This window comes from Streptomyces monomycini, assembly GCF_022271435.1.
GTDB lineage: Bacteria > Actinomycetota > Actinomycetes > Streptomycetales > Streptomycetaceae > Streptomyces > Streptomyces monomycini.
Map to the genome: position 1 here is coordinate 1 of NZ_JAFIQY010000004.1, position 17635 is coordinate 17635.

Annotated in this window: 12 protein-coding genes and 2 pseudogenes; 5 read left to right on the plus strand and 9 right to left on the minus strand. The window is 72.3% G+C overall.

The genetic code is table 11. The annotated features are described in order from the left end of the window. Positions 1-167 (plus strand): annotated as a pseudogene (locus JXZ78_RS06430) (2-hydroxy-3-oxopropionate reductase); the annotation flags it as partial. Positions 168-486: 319 nt separating this feature from the next. After that, the gene (locus JXZ78_RS06435) at positions 487-1956 is read left to right on the plus strand and encodes a catalase (RefSeq protein WP_030018769.1); all 1470 of its coding nucleotides are present in this window, start codon (positions 487-489) and stop codon (positions 1954-1956) included. 347 nt (positions 1957-2303) lie between these two features. On the opposite strand, the gene JXZ78_RS06440 is transcribed toward JXZ78_RS06435, so the two are convergent. After that, positions 2304-5918, minus strand: a complete 3615-nt coding sequence (locus JXZ78_RS06440) for an nSTAND1 domain-containing NTPase (RefSeq protein WP_078624075.1) — start codon at positions 5916-5918, stop codon at positions 2304-2306. Between the two features lie 293 nt (positions 5919-6211). Here JXZ78_RS06440 and JXZ78_RS06445 point away from each other — a divergent pair, with 293 nt between their 5' ends. Beyond that, the gene (locus tag JXZ78_RS06445; protein ID WP_030018771.1) at positions 6212-6946 is read left to right on the plus strand and encodes a hypothetical protein; all 735 of its coding nucleotides are present in this window, start codon (positions 6212-6214) and stop codon (positions 6944-6946) included. Positions 6947-7048: 102 nt separating this feature from the next. Here the strand turns inward: JXZ78_RS06445 and JXZ78_RS06450 are convergent, their stop codons facing one another. From JXZ78_RS06450 to JXZ78_RS06480, 7 genes are all read right to left on the minus strand, one after another. Then, positions 7049-7282: a ferredoxin gene (locus tag JXZ78_RS06450; RefSeq protein WP_063726042.1), complete on the minus strand. Its 234-nt coding sequence runs from the start codon at positions 7280-7282 to the stop codon at positions 7049-7051. A gap of 4 nt (positions 7283-7286) precedes the next feature. Next, a complete protein-coding gene (locus tag JXZ78_RS06455) occupies positions 7287-8579 on the minus strand; it encodes a cytochrome P450 (RefSeq protein ID WP_078624063.1) in 1293 nt (430 codons plus the stop codon). 86 nt (positions 8580-8665) lie between these two features. After that, positions 8666-9457: an ABC transporter permease gene (locus tag JXZ78_RS06460; protein WP_030018774.1), complete on the minus strand. Its 792-nt coding sequence runs from the start codon at positions 9455-9457 to the stop codon at positions 8666-8668. Next, positions 9457-10461 (minus strand): ATP-binding cassette domain-containing protein, encoded by a 1005-nt coding sequence (locus tag JXZ78_RS06465; protein ID WP_030018775.1) that lies wholly within the window; start codon positions 10459-10461, stop codon positions 9457-9459. The genes JXZ78_RS06460 and JXZ78_RS06465 overlap by 1 nt, the downstream gene beginning before the upstream one ends. A 42-nt stretch (positions 10462-10503) precedes the next feature. Continuing rightward, positions 10504-11394: a DUF4097 family beta strand repeat-containing protein gene (locus JXZ78_RS06470; RefSeq protein WP_030018776.1), complete on the minus strand. Its 891-nt coding sequence runs from the start codon at positions 11392-11394 to the stop codon at positions 10504-10506. Positions 11395-11500: 106 nt separating this feature from the next. Then, positions 11501-12034 carry a type II toxin-antitoxin system HicB family antitoxin gene (locus tag JXZ78_RS06475; protein WP_030018777.1) on the minus strand — a complete coding sequence of 178 codons (534 nt, stop codon included), beginning with the start codon at positions 12032-12034 and terminating at the stop codon, positions 11501-11503. A 267-nt stretch (positions 12035-12301) separates the two neighbouring features. Continuing rightward, positions 12302-14293 carry an endo-beta-N-acetylglucosaminidase gene (locus JXZ78_RS06480; protein ID WP_050502216.1) on the minus strand — a complete coding sequence of 664 codons (1992 nt, stop codon included), beginning with the start codon at positions 14291-14293 and terminating at the stop codon, positions 12302-12304. Between the two features lie 440 nt (positions 14294-14733). On the opposite strand from JXZ78_RS06480, the gene JXZ78_RS06485 reads away from it, so the two are divergent. Together JXZ78_RS06485 and JXZ78_RS06490 are read left to right on the plus strand one after the other, a co-directional pair. After that, positions 14734-15438, plus strand: coding sequence for an ABC transporter ATP-binding protein (locus JXZ78_RS06485; RefSeq protein WP_030018779.1), 705 nt, complete (start codon positions 14734-14736; stop codon positions 15436-15438). Then, positions 15435-17117, plus strand: coding sequence for a DUF6297 family protein (locus JXZ78_RS06490; RefSeq protein ID WP_030018780.1), 1683 nt, complete (start codon positions 15435-15437; stop codon positions 17115-17117). The genes JXZ78_RS06485 and JXZ78_RS06490 overlap by 4 nt, the downstream gene beginning before the upstream one ends. 137 nt (positions 17118-17254) lie before the next feature. Here JXZ78_RS06490 and JXZ78_RS06495 read toward each other — a convergent pair. Further along, positions 17255-17632 (minus strand): annotated as a pseudogene (locus JXZ78_RS06495) (aminoglycoside phosphotransferase family protein); the annotation flags it as partial. Positions 17633-17635 lie beyond the last annotated feature (3 nt).

Genomic DNA, 17635 nt, shown 5'->3' on the forward strand with positions numbered 1-17635 from the left:
ACATGGGCATCGTCACCGACGCCGCCCGCACCGTCGGCGCCGCCCTGCCCACCGGCACCCTCGTCGCCTCCCTGGTCGCCGCCCTGCGCGCCCAGGGCGACGGCGCCCTCGACCACTCCGCCCTCCTGCGCGGCGTCGAACGCCTCTCCGGCCACACCACCGGCTGACACCGCGCCCCTCCACGGTGCTTCGGCGCCCCCGGCGCCGCTGCACCTACGCAGGCACTCCTCACGCACGCCCCGCAATCGCGCGTCCCACCCGAGGCGTAAGCCTCCCCGAGACTTCCCGGCGGCGGCGCCGACACCTGTCCTGTCGCGCCCAGGCGCCACCGCCGGGAACACCACCCGAGCGCGCCCAAAAGCCGCTCCCGCGCCCCCTCCGAGCACCGCCCGGCAACTTTTCAACAAAGTGTTGACGGAGGTGGGGGTGCTCCCTACGCTCCAACCTGCGGAAGCCGACTTCCGCGCTCTCGTACGGAAGGTCACCATGCCGAAGCCCACGACGACGCGCCGCCTCACCACGGAAGCCGGCGCTCCGATCGCCGACAACCAGAACTCCGCCACCGCCGGCGTCGGCGGCCCGCTGCTCCTCCAGGACCAGCACCTCCTGGAGAAGCTCGCCCGGTTCAACCGCGAGCGCATCCCGGAGCGCGTCGTGCACGCCCGCGGCTCCGGCGCGTACGGACACTTCGAAGTGACCGACGACGTCACCGGGTTCACCCGCGCCGACTTCCTGGGCGCGGTCGGCCGGCGTACCGACCTGTTCATCCGCTTCTCGACCGTGGCCGACAACCTCGGCGGCCCGGACGCCGCCCGCGACCCGCGTGGCTTCGCCGTCAAGTTCTACACCGAGGAGGGCAATTACGACCTCGTCGGCAACAACACCCCGGTCTTCTTCATCAAGGACCCGCTGAAGTTCCCGGACTTCATCCACTCGCAGAAGCGCGACCCGTTCACCGGCAAGCAGGAGCCGGACAACGTCTGGGACTTCTGGGCCCACTCCCCCGAGGCCACCCACCAGATCACCTGGCTGATGGGCGACCGCGGCATCCCGGCCTCCTACCGGCACATGAACGGCTACGGCTCGCACACCTACCAGTGGACGAACGCCGCCGGTGAGGCCTTCTTCGTCAAGTACCACTTCAAGACCAACCAGGGCATCCGCTGCCTGGACGCCGCCCAGGGCGCCGAGCTGTCGGGCAAGGACCCCAACAGCCACCAGACCGACCTGCTCCAGTCCATCGAGCGCGGCGTGTACCCCTCCTGGACGCTGTACGTGCAGATCATGCCGGCGGCCGAGGCGGCGGACTACCGCTTCAACCCGTTCGACCTGACCAAGGTGTGGCCGCACGCCGACTACCCGCTCCAGCGGGTCGGCCGCCTCGTCCTGGACCGCAACCCCGACAACGTCTTCGCCGAGGTCGAGCAGTCCGCGTTCTCGCCCAACAACTTCGTCCCCGGCATCGGCCCGTCCCCGGACAAGATGCTCCAGGGCCGGCTCTTCGCCTACGCCGACGCGCACCGCTACCGCCTGGGCGTCAACCACACCCAGCTGCCGGTCAACGCGCCGAAGGCGACCGTCGTGGACAACTACGGCCGGGACGGCCTGATGGCGTCCAACGCCTACGACCGGCACGCCAAGAACTACGAGCCCAACTCCTACTCCGGTCCCGCGCAGTCGGACCAGCCGCTGTCCGCGCCGTTCGCCCTCACCGGCCACACCGGCACCCACGCGGCCCCGGCGCACACCAAGGACGACGACTTCTTCCAGGCCGGCGAGCTGTACCGGCTGATGTCCGAGGACGAGAAGAACCGTCTGGTGGCCAACATCGCCGGGGGCCTCGCGCAGGTCTCCCGCGACGACGTGATCGAGAAGAACCTCGCCCACTTCCACGCGGCCGACCCGGAGTACGGCAAGCGCGTCGAGGCCCGGCTGCACGAGCTGCGCGAGGACTGACCCCAGGTCAGCGCGAGGGGCCGACGGGAGGTCTGCCCCTCGCGCGTCCGTACCGGCCGGTCCGCTGAGGGGTGGCCGGCCGGTACGGAACGGCGGCGCGGAGCTCCGCGGCGCGGAGTCAGGGGACCGACAGCCCGCACGGCCCGGTTCCCGGGAGACACCGGTGCGGTGGTCGTGCCCGTCCGAAGGAAGGACAGGCCGTCTCCCCGACAACGCCTCGGAGCCCGCGTCCCGCCCCCTCCGGCCCTACCTGAACTCCGCCCGGCGGTGCGATTGTCCTGTCGCGCCCAACTCCCGTGCCGCCGGGCGGTACCCCTGCCTGGCCTCCAGTGGAACGGACCGGCTGCCTACGCCGGGCACAGGCCCCGCACCGGCTGGTCCAGGAGGAGTTGTGCCCAGTGGTGCTCCGCGACGAGGCGGCAGAGACGCGTGGTGATGTGGTCGCTGTCGGTACTCCAGACGTTCAGGGCTGCTCGGGGGCCGAAGAGGGTCAGGGCCTGACCGTCGGGGGAGAAACGAAGGGTCTGCGTGTCCACCTCGTGGGACATTTTGAGAATGGCGCGCACGCTGCCGTCACGGGAGTCCCACAGTCGTACGCTCTGGTCGTTGCTGGCCGTGGCCAGGGTGGAGCCGTCAGGGCTGAACATCATCCCGCTGACGACGCGGGTGTGACCGGTGAGGACGGCGGTGACACGGCGGGCGGCGACGTCCCACAGCTGCACGGCGCCGTCGTTGCCGCTGACGGCGATGGTACGGCCGTCGGGGCTGAAGGTGAGGGACCCCCAGGGGTTCTGCGGGCCGGACAGGGAGGTGACGGCCCGTCCGGATCCGGTGCTCCGCACACGGGTGATGCCGTCGGCACTGGTGGACGCCAGTGCGCGGCCGTCGGGTCGCAGGGCCAGAGCGTTCACCGCGCGGGATCCGCGCACGACGGTGGTGGTACGGCGGGTGGCGACGTCCCACACGCGGATGGTGCGGTCGCTGTCGGCGGCGGCCAGGGTCTGCCCGTCCGCGGTGATGGACAGACGCTGAACCGTGCCGGTGGCTCCGGAGAGGGTGGCGGTGAGTCTGCCGGTCGCCAGGTTCCACACGCGTACGGCACGGTCGTCGGGACCGGCCGTGGCCAGCACGCGACCGTCGCTGCTGGTCACCGACGCGGTGACGGGTCGCGGCAGGTGGAGGGGGGCCGGGCGGGTGCGTGGCACGACAGGGGACCAGCGGGCCACCGCGTTGTCGTGGTCGACGGTCAGGACGGCACGGCGGTCGGCGAAGGACGTCTGCTCGGTGACGGTGCCGGAACGCCCGCTCAGTGTGGCGACCAGGCGGCGCGAGGCCACGTCCCACAGACAGACGGTGGAGTCCTTGCCCGTGGAGGCAAGGGTGCGGCCGTCGGGAGAGAACGCCACGGCATAGGCAGGCTTTCCCGCGCTCAGCGTGGTCAGAAGCACTCGGTTCCGCGGCTGCCACAGACGGACGGTGCCGTCGAAGCTCGCGCTGGCCAGCATGCCGCCGTCCGGTGAGAACGTCACCTGCTGCACCACGTCGGTGTGGCCGCTCAGGGTCGCGAGCAGACGGTGGGAGCGTACGTCCCACAGCCTCACGCCGTTGAGGTTACCCGTGGTGGCCAGGGTGCGGCCGTCCGGAGAGAACGCCACGGTCCGGACGGCGCCGGTGCGGTCGGTCAGGACGGCAATGGGCTGGTGGGAGGACACGTCCCACAGGCGGGTCGTGCGACCGGTGTCCGCGCTGGCCAGCATGCGGCCGTCCGGCGAGAACGCCAGGCGCGCCACCCTATCGGTGTGCCCGGTCAGGACCGCGCGTCCCCGGTATGTGCGTACGTCCCACAGCCGCACCGTGCGATCACCGGAGGAGCTGGCCAGGGTACGGCCGTCGGGAGAGAAGGCGACTCCTTCCGCCATGTCGGTGTGGCCGGTCAGGGTCGCCAGCAGACGGTGGGAGCGGGCGTCCCACAGCTTCACGCTGCGGTCGTTGCTCGCGGTGGCCAGGGTGTGGCCGTCGGGGGAGAACGCCACCGTGTTGACCATCTCGGTGTGCCCGGTCAGGGTCGCCAGGAGACCGTGGGAGCGGACGTCCCACAGCTTCACGCTGTGGTCCGCGCTGGCCGTGGCCAGCGTCTGGCCGTCCGGTGCGAAGGCCAGGCTTGAGACCGGGCTGCTGTGGCCGGTGAGCTGATTGGCGTAGAAGCGGGAGTAGGCGTTCAGCAGGCTGCTGCGCGCTTCCGCGGTGGGTGCCTGCCGGTACGCCCGCAGCGCGAGAACCATGGCTGCCTCGGGTCGCCGCTCGGTCATCTGGTCGGCGCGCACTGCCTGTTCACGGGACACGGCCAGGCGTTGCTGCGTCTCGGCAGCGGTCGTCTTCCGGACAGCGATGGCCGTCGCGGTCAGAGCCAGCACCAGCAGCACACCGAGAGCCGCCATGAACTGACGCCTGCGACGGGACCGCCGCGCCTCGGCACGTACGGACTGCTGGAGGAACTCTTCCTCCAGTGCGGTGAGTTCGCCTGGTTGGCCGGGGGCGTGGAAGGACTCGCGGGCTTCGATGAGTTCGACGCCGCGCAGCAGCGCGCCGGTGTCGCGGGCGCGGTCGTGCCAGTTGCGCGCGGCGTCGGTCAGGCGCCGGTGACGGCGTAAGCGCTCGCGGTCGCCCTCGATCCACCCGAGCAGGCGGGGCCACGCGGTGATCAGGGCTTCGTGGGCCAGCTCGGCGGTGTCGCCGTCCAACGTGACCAGTCGGGCGTCGGCCAGCCGGTACAGCACGGTGTCCGGGTCAGCGGCGGCCCTCGGGCCGGCGCCGGTGGTGGCAAGTTCGGCCCGGTCGACCGGGCGGCGGGTGTCGGGGGTGGTGCCCTCGCCCGGGGTGATCAGGCGCAGCAGGATGCGGCGGGCCGCTTCGGCATGGGGCGGTGCGAGCCGGGAGTAGAAGTGCTCGGCCGTCTGGGCGATGGCGCCGTGGATGCCGCCGGTGGCTTCGTAGCCTTCCAGGGTGAGGGTCCGGCCGCGGCGTCGGCGCCAGGTCTCCAGCAGCGTGTGCGAGACCAGGGGCAGCCCGCCCGGCTCCTGACCGGCCGCTTCGATGAGGCGGGCGGTCAGCGCCCGTTCCACGATGAGCCCTTCGGCGGCCGCGGGCTTGACGATCGCCTCCCGCAGTTCGTCCGGTGTCATCGGCCCGACCGGCAGGCTCGCCTCCCCGAGAACCGCCGCCAGGCCGGCGTGTTCGAGACAGCGGGCGTAGAAGTCGGCGCGCAGGCCCACCACCACCCGCAGTCCGCTGTCCGGGTCCTGGGCCGAGAGCAGCAGGCCGATGAACGCCCGCCGCTCCCCCGGGTCCTGGCAGAGGGTGAACACCTCCTCGAACTGATCGACGATCAGCCAGGTGTCGCCCCTCCCCTCGGCCGGGGTGAAGCGCTCCCGATGCTCGTGCGCCGGCCGGGGACCGGGGGTGAGGATCCGGATCGCCGCCGGACGCAGGGCCGGATCCGCGGTGTCCCGCAGCCGGGGGACGAGGCCGGCGCGCAGGAGGGAGGACTTCCCGCTGCCGGAGGGACCGAGCACCATGACGCACCGGTGGGACGAGGCCAGCGCGGTGAGGGTGTCCGTGAGGCGGGCGCGACCGAAGAACCGGGCGTGGTCGCCGGGTTCGAAACGGGCCAGGCCACGGTAGGGCGGGTCCGTCGCCTCCGCGTCCAGAGCCTGCTGCTGGTGTACCGCGTCTTCCTCGTGGACCGCGTTCCAACGCCGTTCCCACTCCGCAGGGTCCGCGCCGCAGGCTCTCACGTAGGCGAGTGTCAGATTCAGGGACGGCAGCGTTTCCCCGGCTGCCGCCCGGGACAGAGCGACACTCGAATAGCCCGCTCCTTGCGCCATCACCCGGTACGTGGGGCTGCCCGCCTCCTGGCGCAGCTTGCGCAACTCAAGGGCGAAGCGCTGCGCCGGCCCTGCCATGGGATCGATCGGTTTCTCACGGCGCCCCACCGCGGCTCAGCCCCTTCCCTTCGGATCCGACCGCCCACCTCAACACGGTCGTCACGAGATCGACAAGACAGGCTCCGGCCAACCCCCGGCCTCCGACGATCTTCTGGAGAAGCTGGTCGACGGCATTTCGGGAAACCCGGGCCCGCGCGCATATGTCCACGGTAAAGTCAGCCTCGTATGGGGAAATCCCCCGGCGTGAAGCCGCTGGAGGGACCATGGACGGCGGGGGAAACCACCTGCCGACCTACCTGCCAGGAGCCGCCATGGCCGACAGCGTGCCGGTGCGCTGCCCGACGTGCCGCCGCGAGAACGCGTTCACCCCGCCCACCTTCCCGTGCGCGTGCGGCGCCCCGCTGACCCTGCCGGTGCTGCGCGGCGGCATACCCGTGGAGATCCTGCACCGCACCTGGCAGAGCTCCTGGGTGGAAGTGCGCTGCGAGACCTGCGGCCGGCTCGACGAGTGGCCCGCGCCGGAGTCCGGCTGCGCGTGCGGGACGGTGGTACGCGTCCCCGTCGTACCGGTACCGACCCCGCCGCCGCCCAACCTCCCGGCCCCCGGCAGCACGGCGGCGGCACCGCCCAACGGGCCGCCCCGCCGGCCGCCGGTGCTGCGTCCCGCCTTCCGGCCGGTCACCATCCGTACGGCCGGCGACTGCGTCACCGCCGCCGCCCAGTACCTGAAGTGGCTGGGCTTCACCGACATCGCGCGGGTGCCGGAACGCACCGCGTCGGGCGTGGACCTGCGCGGCTCCGGGGTGGTGGCCCAGGTCGACCCGACGACCCGCGCGACCAAGCTGCGGGAGATCGAGTGCCTGTGGCTCAACGCGCTCAACGACTCCGCGGTCGCCGTCTGCTTCTCCCTGGCGGGCTACTCCCGCGACGCCCGCGCCCGCGCCGACGCCCTGCACATACCGCTGTTCGTCATGGACCTCACGGGCACCCCGCAGCCGGTCAACGACCCGGCCGACGAGCTGATCAGGGACGGTACGGGGCGATAGGGCGGCCGCCGGCCCGGTGTCCGTGGCGACGGCCGTCGCACACACGAGAGCCCCCCACCGGCGCGCGGTGCGGGGTTCTCGGTCCGGGACGCGCCCCGGTCACTACGCGCCCGTGCCCTCCGCCGAGGTGAGGGCGACGGCTCCGGCGGGGCAGAGGCCGACGGCCATCCGGGCGGCGGCTCGGTGCTCGGCGGCCGGTGCGGCGTCCAGGACGACCACCAGGCCCTCGTCGTCGTCCTGGTCGAAGACTCCGGGCGCCGTCAGGGCGCACATGCCGGCGCCCACGCAGCGGTCACGGTCGGCGCTCAGGCGCAGCGGTTCGCGGGGGTCGCTCATCGGGCTACTCCTTGTCCCAGGTGACGGGCAGGCTGACCACGCCGTAGATGTTGGCGCGGTCGCGCAGCGGGACCTCGTGCGGCGGCACCGCGAGACGCAGGGTGGGGAAGCGGGCGAGGAGCGCCGGGAACGCGACGGTCATCTCGACGCGGGCGAGCTGCTGGCCGAGGCACTGGTGGGCGCCGTGGCCGAAGGCGAGGTGCCCGGTGGCCTTGCGGTGGATGTCGAGCCGGTCGGGGCCGGGGAACTTGCGCGGGTCGCGGTTGGCCGCCTGGACGGAGACCGTCACCGTTTCGCCGGCCTTGATCAACTGGCCTTCGATCTCGACGTCTTCGAGGGCGGAGCGCAGGATGGGGTCGGCCACGCTGAGGTAGCGCAGCAGCTCCTCGACGGTCTGCTCCGCGAGGCCCGGATCGGCGCGCAGGGCGGCCAGTTGGCCGGGGTTTTGGAGCAGGGCGAAGGTACCGAGGCCGAGCATGTTCGCGGTGGTGTCGAGTCCCGCGGCCAGGAGCACCCCGCCGACCCCGATCAGCTCCTCCTCCGTGAGGTCGGAGGTGGTCAGGTCGCTGAGCAGGTCGTCGGTGGGCGCGGCGCGCTTGGCGGCCACGAGTTCCGCCATGAGCCGGCCGACGGCCTCGAACGCCTCGCCCTTCGCCGCCACGTCCGCGGCCTGGTCGAAGAGGGTCGCCACATGCTCCTGGAAGCGGTCCCGGTCGGTGTAGGGCACGCCGAGCAGTTCGCAGATCATGAGCGCGGGTATCGGCCGCGCGAACGCCTCCACCAGGTCGACGGTGGGTCCGGCCTGCTCCATGGCGTCCAGGCACTCGCCCGTGAACTGTTCGACGCGCTCGGCGAGTTGCCGCATCCGGCGGACCGTGAACTTGCCGGTGAGCAGCCGCCGGAAGCGGGTGTGCTCGGGGGCGTCGAGGCCGAGGAAGTCGCCGACCGGTGCCGGTGACATCTCCGTCACCCCCTCCAGCCCGGCCAGTGGCATCGGCAGGTGCAGATGTTCGTAACGGGCGCTGAAGCGCGGGTCGGACAGGACCGCGCGGGCCGCGGCGTGTCCGGTGACCAGCCGGCCGGTGTGCCCGTCGACGTAGCGCAGGCGGCGCAGCGGCTCGTCGCTCAGCGCGGTGAGTTCGGCGGGCGGGTCGAAGGGGCAGCCGGTGCGGCGGTCGGTGGGCAGGGTGGGCAGCTCTTCGGCGGCGGTGGTGATGGTGGTTTCGGTGGTTGTTTCGGCGGTTGTTTCGGCGGTGCCGTCGGACAGGGTTCCGGCGGTCGTCGGGTCGTGCGGCATGGAGTTCTCCAGTCATGGTCGGTTCTGGTGAACGTGCTGATGGCTGCGGCAGGTCACCGCTCAGTTCCGGTGGTGCGGGGGCCGCGTCACCGCTTGGCCCCGGTCTTGAAGGTGCGGCGCGCCCAGACGTAACCGACCAGGGTGAGGCCGACGCACCAGGCGAGGCCGACGACCGCGCTGCTGCCGATCTCCGTACCGAGCCACAGGCCGCGCAGCGTGTCGATGATCGGCGTGAACGGCTGGTACTCGGCGAACCAGCGCAGGGCGGTCGGCATCGACTCGGTCGGCACGATGGCGCTGCCGAGGAACGGCAGGAACGTCAGCGGCATCGGGATGTTGCTGGCCGTCTCGGGGTTCTTGGCGACCAGGCCGATACCGGCGGCGAGCCAGGTCAGGGCCAGGGTGAGCAGGGCGAGCAGGCCGACGGCGGCGAGCCATTCGACAAGGGTGGCGTCGGGGCGGAAGCCCACCAGGAGCGCGACGGCGACGACGAGGGCGATGCTGGCCATCGTCTGGATCAGGCTGCCGACGACATGGCCGGTCAGGAAGGAGGCGCGGGAGACCGGCATCGTACGGAAGCGGTTGACGATGCCTTCGGTCTTGTCCATGCAGACGCTGATCGCGGTGGTCAGGGCGCCGGACGTGGCGGCCATCAGGATGATGCCTGGCGCGAGGTAGTCGATGTACGCGCCGCCCCCGGCGGCCGACGCCCCGATGCCGCTGCCCAGGGCGGTGCCGAAGGCGTAGTTGAACAGCAGCAGCATCATGACGGGCATGATGACGACGGTGAGGGTCAGGGACGGGTAGCGCAGCGCCTTCTTGAGGTTGCGCCGCAGCATCGTCCTGGAGTCCCGGGCCGCGTAGGACAGGGTGGCCATCAGACGTTCTCCTCGGTCGGTGCGGCGGTGCCGGCGGGGCGGGGCTGACCGGTGAGGGTCAGGAAGACGTCGTCCAGGTCGGGGGTGTGCACGGTGAGCGACTCGGCCCGTACGGCAGTGGTCTCCAGGGTGTCCAGGACGGCTCGCAGGGTGCTGACGGAGCTGTCGCCGGGGATTTGCAGAGTGAGGGCTTCCTCGTCCCGCGTGGCGAGGCCGAAGAGGCCCGCGGCGGTGTCCAGGTCCCGGGCGTCGGCGAACCGCAGCCGGATGTGGCCGCCGGGGATGCGCTGCTTCAGCTCGTCGGCGGTGCCCTCGGCGATCAGTCTGCCGTGGTCCAGTACGGCGATGCGGTCCGCGAGCTGATCGGCCTCCTCCAGGTACTGGGTGGTGAGGAAGATGGTCACGCCGTCGTCGGCGACCAGGTTGCGGATGATCTCCCACATGGTGCGGCGGCTGCGCGGGTCGAGCCCGGTGGTGGGCTCGTCGAGGAAGATGATCCGCGGATCGCCGACCAGGGTCATCGCCAGGTCCAGCTTGCGCCGCATGCCGCCGGAGAAGGTGGCGGCAGTCTTGCCCGCCACCTCGGACAGGTCGAAACGGCGCAGCAGGTCCCTGGCCCGCCGTTTGCCCTCGCGCCGGTCGAGGTGGTGCAGGTCCGCCATGAGCAGGAGGTTCTCCTCGGCGGTCAGCAGGTTGTCGACGGCCGAGAACTGGCCGGTCACACCGATCGCGGAACGCACCGCGTCGGCGGCCCGGGTCAGGTGGCGGCCCGCGACCCAGGCGTCGCCCGCGTCGGCGTCGATGAGCGTGGAGAGGATCTCCACGGTGGTGGTCTTGCCGGCGCCGTTGGGCCCGAGCAGGGCGAAGACGGTGCCTTCGGCGATGTTCAGGTCGATGCCGTCGAGCACGAGCTTGTCGCCGTAGGACTTGCGCAGTCCGGTGGCGGCGATCGCCGGCGCCGTGGTGTCCACGGCGCTCGGCGGGGCGGTCCGGGTGACGGTCATGCCGCTGTCCCTTCGGGTGCGGTGCGGTGGGGGTACGGCCGGTCAGGCACGGCGGACGACGACATCGCCGGTCGCGGTGCGGGCGTGCACCTCGACGGTCTCGTCGGAGTCCTCGGGGCCGGCGGCCGCGCCGAGTTCGTTGCGCACCACGCCGTACTTGGTGTTCAGGTCGAGCCAGGCCGCGGTGCCCTCGTGGATGCCCACGTCGAGGTCGCCGACGGAGGTGCGCAGGTCGATCCGGCCGCGGACGACGTCACCGATGCGGATGCCGCCGTTGGAGGAGGCGGCGTCGACCCCGGCCAGGGCGACGTCGATGTCGATGCGGCCGTTGGCGCACTTGGCGCCGACGCTGCCGCGCGCGGTGCCGACGGAGATGTCGCCGTTGGCCGCGCCGGCCTTCAGGTCTCCGGCGACCTCGGCGATCCGGGTCGCGCCGTTGCCGTTCTTCACGGTCGCCGTACCGGCGACGGCTCCGACCTCGATCCGGCCCGCGCCGGTGATCTCGACGTCCCCGGCCGAGCGGTCCAGGCGGATGTCGCCGAGGTCGGTCTTGAGGTCGCCGCCGGCCATCTCGCCGATCTGGAGGTCGCCGAGCGAGGTCTTGAGCGTGACGTTCCCGAAGCGGCCTTCGCACTGGAAGTGGCCCAGACCCGTGGAGCCCCGGACGTCCGACCCCGCGGGCAGTTCGACGCTCACCTCGACGGCGCCCGGCTTTCCGAACAGGGACCGCTTCTTGGGCGTCTTGACCGAGAGGCGGCCTCCCGAGCAGGTGACCTGGGTCTGCTGCACGGCGCGCATGTCGTTGTCGTCGGCGCCGTTGCGCGGCAGCACCTCCACGACCGTGTCGGTGCGCTTGCCCGCGGTGATGCGGGCGGTGCCGCACTCCAGCTCCAGGGTGGCGATGATCGGGTCCGGGGTCTCGAACGTAGGCATGGCTGTCCTGTCCTCTTGGCGTGGGTGGTTGTTCCCGCTGGTGAGGCGGGTGGTGAGCAGGGTCGGCGGGGCCGGTGGCCCGCCGGTGGAAGTGGGGTGGGGCGGGCTAGCGGACCCATCCGACGAGGCCCCGGCCGCCCGGGTCCGGGTCGCGGACCGGCGGACCGGCGCGCTCACCGCCGTCGAGAGCGGCGGACACGGCCCGCACCAGCCAGGCATTGACCGACAGCCCCTCCGCGGTCGCGGCGCCCTCGGCGCGGGCCTTGAGGTGGGCGGGGAGACGGAAGTTGATCCGCGCCACGGTGCCGTCGTCGCCGTCCGCGGACGGCGGTGCCGGTACGGCCCCCGCGCCGGGACCCGCGACCGGCTCCCCCGCCGCCCGGAACGGCTCGGCGACGGGTGGCGCCGTCACCACGAACTCCGGGTCGATCCCGCGCAGCCGTACGTCGACCGAGCCCGGCGCCAGTTCCCGCGTGACCTCGCCCATGGCTGCGGACAGCGCGTCGAGGAGGGTCAGACGGGCAGCGGACTCCAGGGGCGCGGCGAGCCGCTCGGCGAGAGCACGGGCATCGTCGTCACCGGTTTCCGCGGCGACTGCCAGCTCCTGCCGGAGGTTTTCGACGTAGGGCGTCAGATCCATGGCGTCATCATGGCACATCAATGGCGCCACGGCGAGCCAGATTGGCATTCCTTCTTCGCGCAGGCCCTTCACCAGCAGGTTCACCCGTAAAATCGCTACGCCATGACGCCGCGCCGGAGGAGTGCGGCAAGCGGTGGCGCCACAGCGATGGCGCAGTGACACCACTTGGGCAGAGGGGGATACGGCAGCGCGCCACGACTACGCACCACGGAAGCGCCACCATGGCGCCACCCCGACATCCCGACGGCGGGGCAGCGGTCGGCGAGGTCACCAGGTGATGTCGGCAGTGGCCGTGGGGGAATGGGCACCGTCGTGGCCGACGGCAGTGACGGCGATGCGGGCGGCGGCCCGGTCGCGCGGGGCCAGCTGGGGGAGGTAGAAGACAGGGTTGAGGCCGGCTCCCAGGAAGGTCTCGTCCGTGCCGGCGGTCGTCTCGTAGATCTCGTAGTGGTGCACGGCGGACTCATCACTCGGAGGCTGCCAGGCCAGGCGTACGGAGAACCCGCCGGTGATGGTGCGCTCGGGTGCCTGGAATGCCAGACCTGTGGGGGCCGGCGGCGTGCCGAAGACCGCGTCGTGCACGGTGATCTGTCCGACGGCGAGCGGGCCGCGCACCGGCAGGTCGCCGGCGGTCAGGCGCAGCCCGAGCTGCGCCAGCGTGCGGACGTGGTCGGGCAGGTAGGCGGTGTAGGTGACCCAGCCGGCCGGGGACTGGCTGCCCCGGGTCAGGGCGACGGCGCCGAGTGTCTCGGGGTCGTGGGCGTCGGCGATCAGCATCTGCACCGTGCAGTCACTGTTGTCCTGGTAGGGCGTCTTGGCGCGCACGGTGATCTGGGTACCGGGTGTGACCGGCAGGTCGAGCTGGTACAGCCGTACCCACGCCGAGCCGCCCGGCAGCAGGCGGGTGTCCAGCATCAGGCAGGAGCCCCCTTCCCAGGCGTCGCGGAAGGACAGGCCGGCCTTCACGGCGCAGCCCGGGTCGGCGCCGGTGAGCCACCGGTAGGTCGGCAGGACGTCCTGCAAGGAGAGGTTGGCCCACCCGCCGCGGCGTACCACGGTTCCGGCGTGGTGGTAGGCGTGCCCGTGGCCGGTGTTGAAGTGGGTGACGAACGGCAGGGTGCCTTGGGGGCAGGCTTCGGCGACGTAGTGGGCGATGCCGGGGAATTCATCGACTGGACCGGTGGAGACGTGGTCGGGAGCGGGACCGGTCCAGAAGGCCGCTTCCTTGACGTAGAGGTGATCGGTCCAGGTGGTGTCGTCGACTCCCTTGGGCGGGGTGGAGACGGTGTGGGCCTTGTACAGGGCCAGGGAGCCGCGGTGGGCGTCCTCCTTGAGGAACAGAAGGTCCAGACGCTCTTTCCAGTTCTCCTCCAGGACCAGTTCCAGTCCGAAGTACAGGTCGTGGACCGGGCGTTTGATCTGGTCGGCCTTGGTCTTGGAGTTGGTCAGACCGGAGTCGTCCCAGTAGTAGTCCACGAAGAGCGAGTCGCACACACGCTGGTTGTCGTGTTGCAGAAACTGAGCGTTGTGGTCGTTCAGACTCCGTTGCTGCATCTCGTACCAGGTGAAGTCGACAGAGCCCGGCTCGCCGGGTACGGAGAGCGAGCGGCCGTGGGCCAGGGCGGCACGGACGGCCGCGTCCCCTTCGCGGATCGTCTCGTAGTTGATGAACCAGCCGTCGAAGCCGAAGTACCGGGCGACGCTGACCAGCTTGTCCACGACCGGGTAGGTGGTGCCCTTCTTGGTGGTGAAGTCGCGCACCCAGGCCTCTCGGCCGCCCCAGCCCGTGGGGGGAAAGAAGACGCTGCCGTACACCTTGACGCCGTTGCGGTGCGCGGCGTCGGTCACGTGCCCGTTGGGCGGGCAGATCAGACCGGTGCCGGCCACCCCGGCCCAGAAGACGAGGATCTGCACGTACTGCCAGTACCCGAAGGCGTAGTAACGCGAGGAGGCCAGGCCCTGAGGCGGATTGTCCCCGGTGCCCCAGAACTCGGCGCACGACATCACCTGACCCTGATCGGCCCGCGCCTGCGGATGGGACTTCAGGCGATCGTTCTGCTGCCGCTTTCGCAGCGGAACGCGCGACCGGTGGAAGACGCCGTCCCGGTCCTGGTCCTTGGCCGGGTCCCAGTCCAGCAGGGGGCGGCCTCCGGAGGGCAGCTCACTGTGGCCGGGATGCCAGTACGGCACATACGGCGCCCCGTACAGTTGCAGTACCTCTTTGGCCTCCCCTGATGATTGCGTACGGTCCGTGGCCATCGTCTGCTCCCTTCACGAGCAGGTGCTGAGCTTGACCGGCACCACGCCGACGGCTCCGGTGGCGGCCAGGACCGCACCCGGGAACACGAGCGACACGTACGGGCAGCGCACTCCCGGCGCTCGCGGCGCGAGCGCCTCTGTGCGCTGATGCGCTGCCGGCCCAGCCACGCGCTCTGTCCGGCGGACGGCCCCGGCTCCGGGTGCCAGGCCTCGAAGAGGCTGCCTGTTCTCATCGTCGTGCATCGGCGCGGCCCCAGCATCTTGCGTCCGGTCCGGGCCCCGCCCGCGTCGGCAGCAGGCTCTCCTCCTCGAAGCTTGCGCAACCGTGATGGCGGCCGGTCCCGACCGCGTACACCGGTCCTCCGGCAGGCGCCCGCCGGAGGACCGGACGCGGGCTCTAAGGTCGGACCCGACCCATCCTGCGGACGGAAAGCACTCCCATGAAGGCCAGGACCGGCGCGAACGCGCTGCTGCAACTGCGCGGTGTCAGCCGTCGCTACGGCGACCGGCAGGCGCTGCACCCGATCGACCTCGACCTGGCCGCCGGCAGTTGCACGGCCCTGTTCGGCCACAACGGGTCCGGCAAGTCCACCCTGCTGCGCATCGCGTGCGGCCGGGACGCGCCGACCACCGGCACGGCACGGTTCGCGGGCCGCAAGGTCGCCGAGGACGACCCGGAGGTACGGGCGCGGGTCGCGGTGGTCGGCGACAGCGTCGCCTGCTACCCGGACCTGACCGTCCGCGAGCACCTGGAGCTCGTCACCGTCGCCCACGCCGTGGACGACGCCGAGGCCTGGATCGACCAGGTGCTCGCCGACCGCCGGCTGGCCGGGCACGCCCACGCGCTGCCGGGTTCCCTCTCCTCCGGCCAGTTGCAGTCGCTGTTGCTGGCCGCCGCGCTGGTACGACCGCGTGACCTGCTGGTCCTCGACGAACCCGAGCAGCGGCTGGACCCCGATGCCCGCGCGCGCCTGGCCGACCTGCTGGTCGCCGAGAAGGCGGACGGCGTGGCCGTGCTGCTCGCCACGCACCAGGCGGAGCTGGCCCTGGAGGTCGCCGACCGCATGATCGCGCTGGAGGACGGCGAGGTCGTCGAGACCGGCAGCCCGGCCGCGGTACTGGCGAAGCTGGGCGTCCGCTCATGACCGCGCGCGATGTCGAGGAGGAGGCCGGGGAACAGGCCGCCTGGAGCGAGGCCGACGACGACCGCACCGCCGAGACGCTGCACTGGCTGCGCGCCAAGCGCCGCGCCCACCACCGGCAGCGCCGCCGCGACCGGGCCGTCCTCGTCTACTGCGTCGTCCTGGCGGCCCTGGGATACGGCAGCGGCTACGCCCACCGCTTCCTGCGCGAACTGAAGCTCGGCGCGGACCACGGCAGCCTCGGCGCCGACCTCCAGCGCACCCTGCCGGCCGCCTTCGTCGCCGTCACCCTCGGGCTGGCCGTGCTCGCCGCGCGCGACGCGCTGTGGCGCGGGCCGGTCGTGGTGCCCGGGCCTTCCGTCGGGTGGCTCCTCGCCCAGCCCGTACGGCGCGGAGCGGTGCTGCGCCCGGCCTTCCTCCGTTCCGCCGGGCTGGCCGTGGCGGCGGGGCTGCTGGTGGCGGCGGCCGTGGCCGTGGTCCTCCAGGTCACCGGTCAGGCCTCGTTGGGCGGCGGGTTCCCGGCTCTGCTCCCGGCGGCGGTCTGTCTGCCGCTGCTGGCCGTCTCACTCGGCATGGCGGTGGAGCGCAGGCCACACCTGGCACGGTACGTACGGCGTGCGACCGCGCCCGCGGCCCTGCTGCTCGCCCTCGGCGCGGGCCAGGCAGCCCTGGCGGGTGCCGGTCACCGCTGGGCGCCCCTGGAGCTGGTCGAACTGTGGTCCGGCCCATGGGGCTGGGCAGCGCAGCCGGTCGTGTCCGTGACGGGCGGGCCGGCGCACGGATGGCCGGTTGCGACCGTACTCCTCGTTGCCGTCACCGCTGCCGCCGCCCTGTACGCCCACCGGGACGCCGCGCACGTACCCAACACCCAGCTGCGCAGCCGCGCGGCGACGGCCACGGCCGTCACGTCCGGGGTGTTCGCCCTGGAACTGCGGGCCGCGAAACTGGCGGTCCTGGAGGCCGGCGGCGACGAACCGAAGCGCTGGGTCCGACTGCCGTCCCCGCCGAACCGGCACCTGATCGTCGTGTGGCGCGATGCGCTGGCCCTGCTGCGCGCGCCCGGCCGGCTGGGCCGCGCCGTCGCCTGGACGGCCGCTGCCGCCGCGTCGGCGGGACTCGGGGCGGCGACGGCGGGCGAGAAGCGCGTCCTCGGCCTGGCCGTGGGGCTGTTGTGCGGGTACGCGGCGGTCGGCGCCCTCGCCGAACCGGCCCGCCTGGAGACCGACAACATACGGCGGGCGGCCTGGTCGCCGTTCCGGCTGCGGACGCTGATGCTGCATCACACGATCGTGCCCGCGGTGCTCGGCGCGCTGCTGGGCCTGCTCGCGGCCGTACCGTACGCGCTGGCCGGCGCGGCGTGGACGCTCCTGCTCATGCCGCTGTGCGCGGTGCCGTTCGCGGCGGCGGCGGTCTTCGGCGCGTGCCGCGGACCGGCCCGTACCGACCTGCTGTTCGTCGGTGGCGCCACTCCGATGGGCGGGCCGGGGCCGTTCGTGTTCGCCGCGTGGTACGCCGCCGGACCGCTGGTGTCGGTCACCGGACTCGTCCTCGTACTGAACGCGGCCCTCGGCCATGGCCTCGACGCACGGGCCGTGACCTCCGTGGCCGCCGTGGCCGCCCTGCTCACGGCCGGTCTGCTGTTCTTCGTGACCCGCTCGGCGGACCGCCTCGTCAGACACTGACCCGGCGGGAGACAGCGACCCGGCGGGCTCGGCTGACCCGGCGGGCTCGCTGACTCGGCGGGCTCGGCTGATTCCGGCGCCTCGCTGGCCGCACTGGCCCACTGGCTCCACCGGGCCTACTGGTTCCACCGGCTTCGGTAACCGACGACGACGTCACCGAGGTGCTCCCCGCGTCCGAGCGTCAGGGTGGCGGGGGCGAACAGGGCATCTCCCCGGCCCTCCTCGGACCGGTCGATGATGCCCGTGATCTCGTCGCCGTCGGTGAAGACGCGGGTGATCTGCAGATCGCCGTGTGGGAACACCGGAGTCCGCGGCCGGAGCGCGGCCTCGGCGACCTGGCGGTTGCGTTCGACCAGGCCGGCGGGCAGGACGCCCTGCGTCACGAGCCACACACACTCGCCGTCGAGTTCCGCCGCCAACGCGTGGAGGTCCCGGCCGGCCCAGCCGGCCCAGGGCGGCAACGGCGCGTCGTGCACCTTCCGGACGGCCGCGCCCGCCACCGCCCACGCCGCCGGGAT

Bases quoted from the DNA above. Each gene is read 5' to 3' on its own strand.
- JXZ78_RS06475 (WP_030018777.1), bottom strand. From the start codon at position 12,034: ATGGATCTGACGCCCTACGTCGAAAACCTCCGGCAGGAGCTGGCAGTC.
- JXZ78_RS06460 (WP_030018774.1), bottom strand. From the start codon at position 9,457: ATGGCCACCCTGTCCTACGCGGCCCGGGACTCCAGGACGATGCTGCGG.
- JXZ78_RS06455 (WP_078624063.1), bottom strand. From the start codon at position 8,579: ATGCCGCACGACCCGACGACCGCCGGAACCCTGTCCGACGGCACCGCC.
- JXZ78_RS06450 (WP_063726042.1), bottom strand. From the start codon at position 7,282: ATGAGCGACCCCCGCGAACCGCTGCGCCTGAGCGCCGACCGTGACCGC.
- JXZ78_RS06435 (WP_030018769.1), top strand. From the start codon at position 487: ATGCCGAAGCCCACGACGACGCGCCGCCTCACCACGGAAGCCGGCGCT.
- JXZ78_RS06465 (WP_030018775.1), bottom strand. From the start codon at position 10,461: ATGACCGTCACCCGGACCGCCCCGCCGAGCGCCGTGGACACCACGGCG.
- JXZ78_RS06445 (WP_030018771.1), top strand. From the start codon at position 6,212: ATGGCCGACAGCGTGCCGGTGCGCTGCCCGACGTGCCGCCGCGAGAAC.
- JXZ78_RS06470 (WP_030018776.1), bottom strand. From the start codon at position 11,394: ATGCCTACGTTCGAGACCCCGGACCCGATCATCGCCACCCTGGAGCTG.
- JXZ78_RS06485 (WP_030018779.1), top strand. From the start codon at position 14,734: ATGAAGGCCAGGACCGGCGCGAACGCGCTGCTGCAACTGCGCGGTGTC.
- JXZ78_RS06440 (WP_078624075.1), bottom strand. From the start codon at position 5,918: ATGGCAGGGCCGGCGCAGCGCTTCGCCCTTGAGTTGCGCAAGCTGCGC.
- JXZ78_RS06490 (WP_030018780.1), top strand. From the start codon at position 15,435: ATGACCGCGCGCGATGTCGAGGAGGAGGCCGGGGAACAGGCCGCCTGG.
- JXZ78_RS06480 (WP_050502216.1), bottom strand. From the start codon at position 14,293: ATGGCCACGGACCGTACGCAATCATCAGGGGAGGCCAAAGAGGTACTG.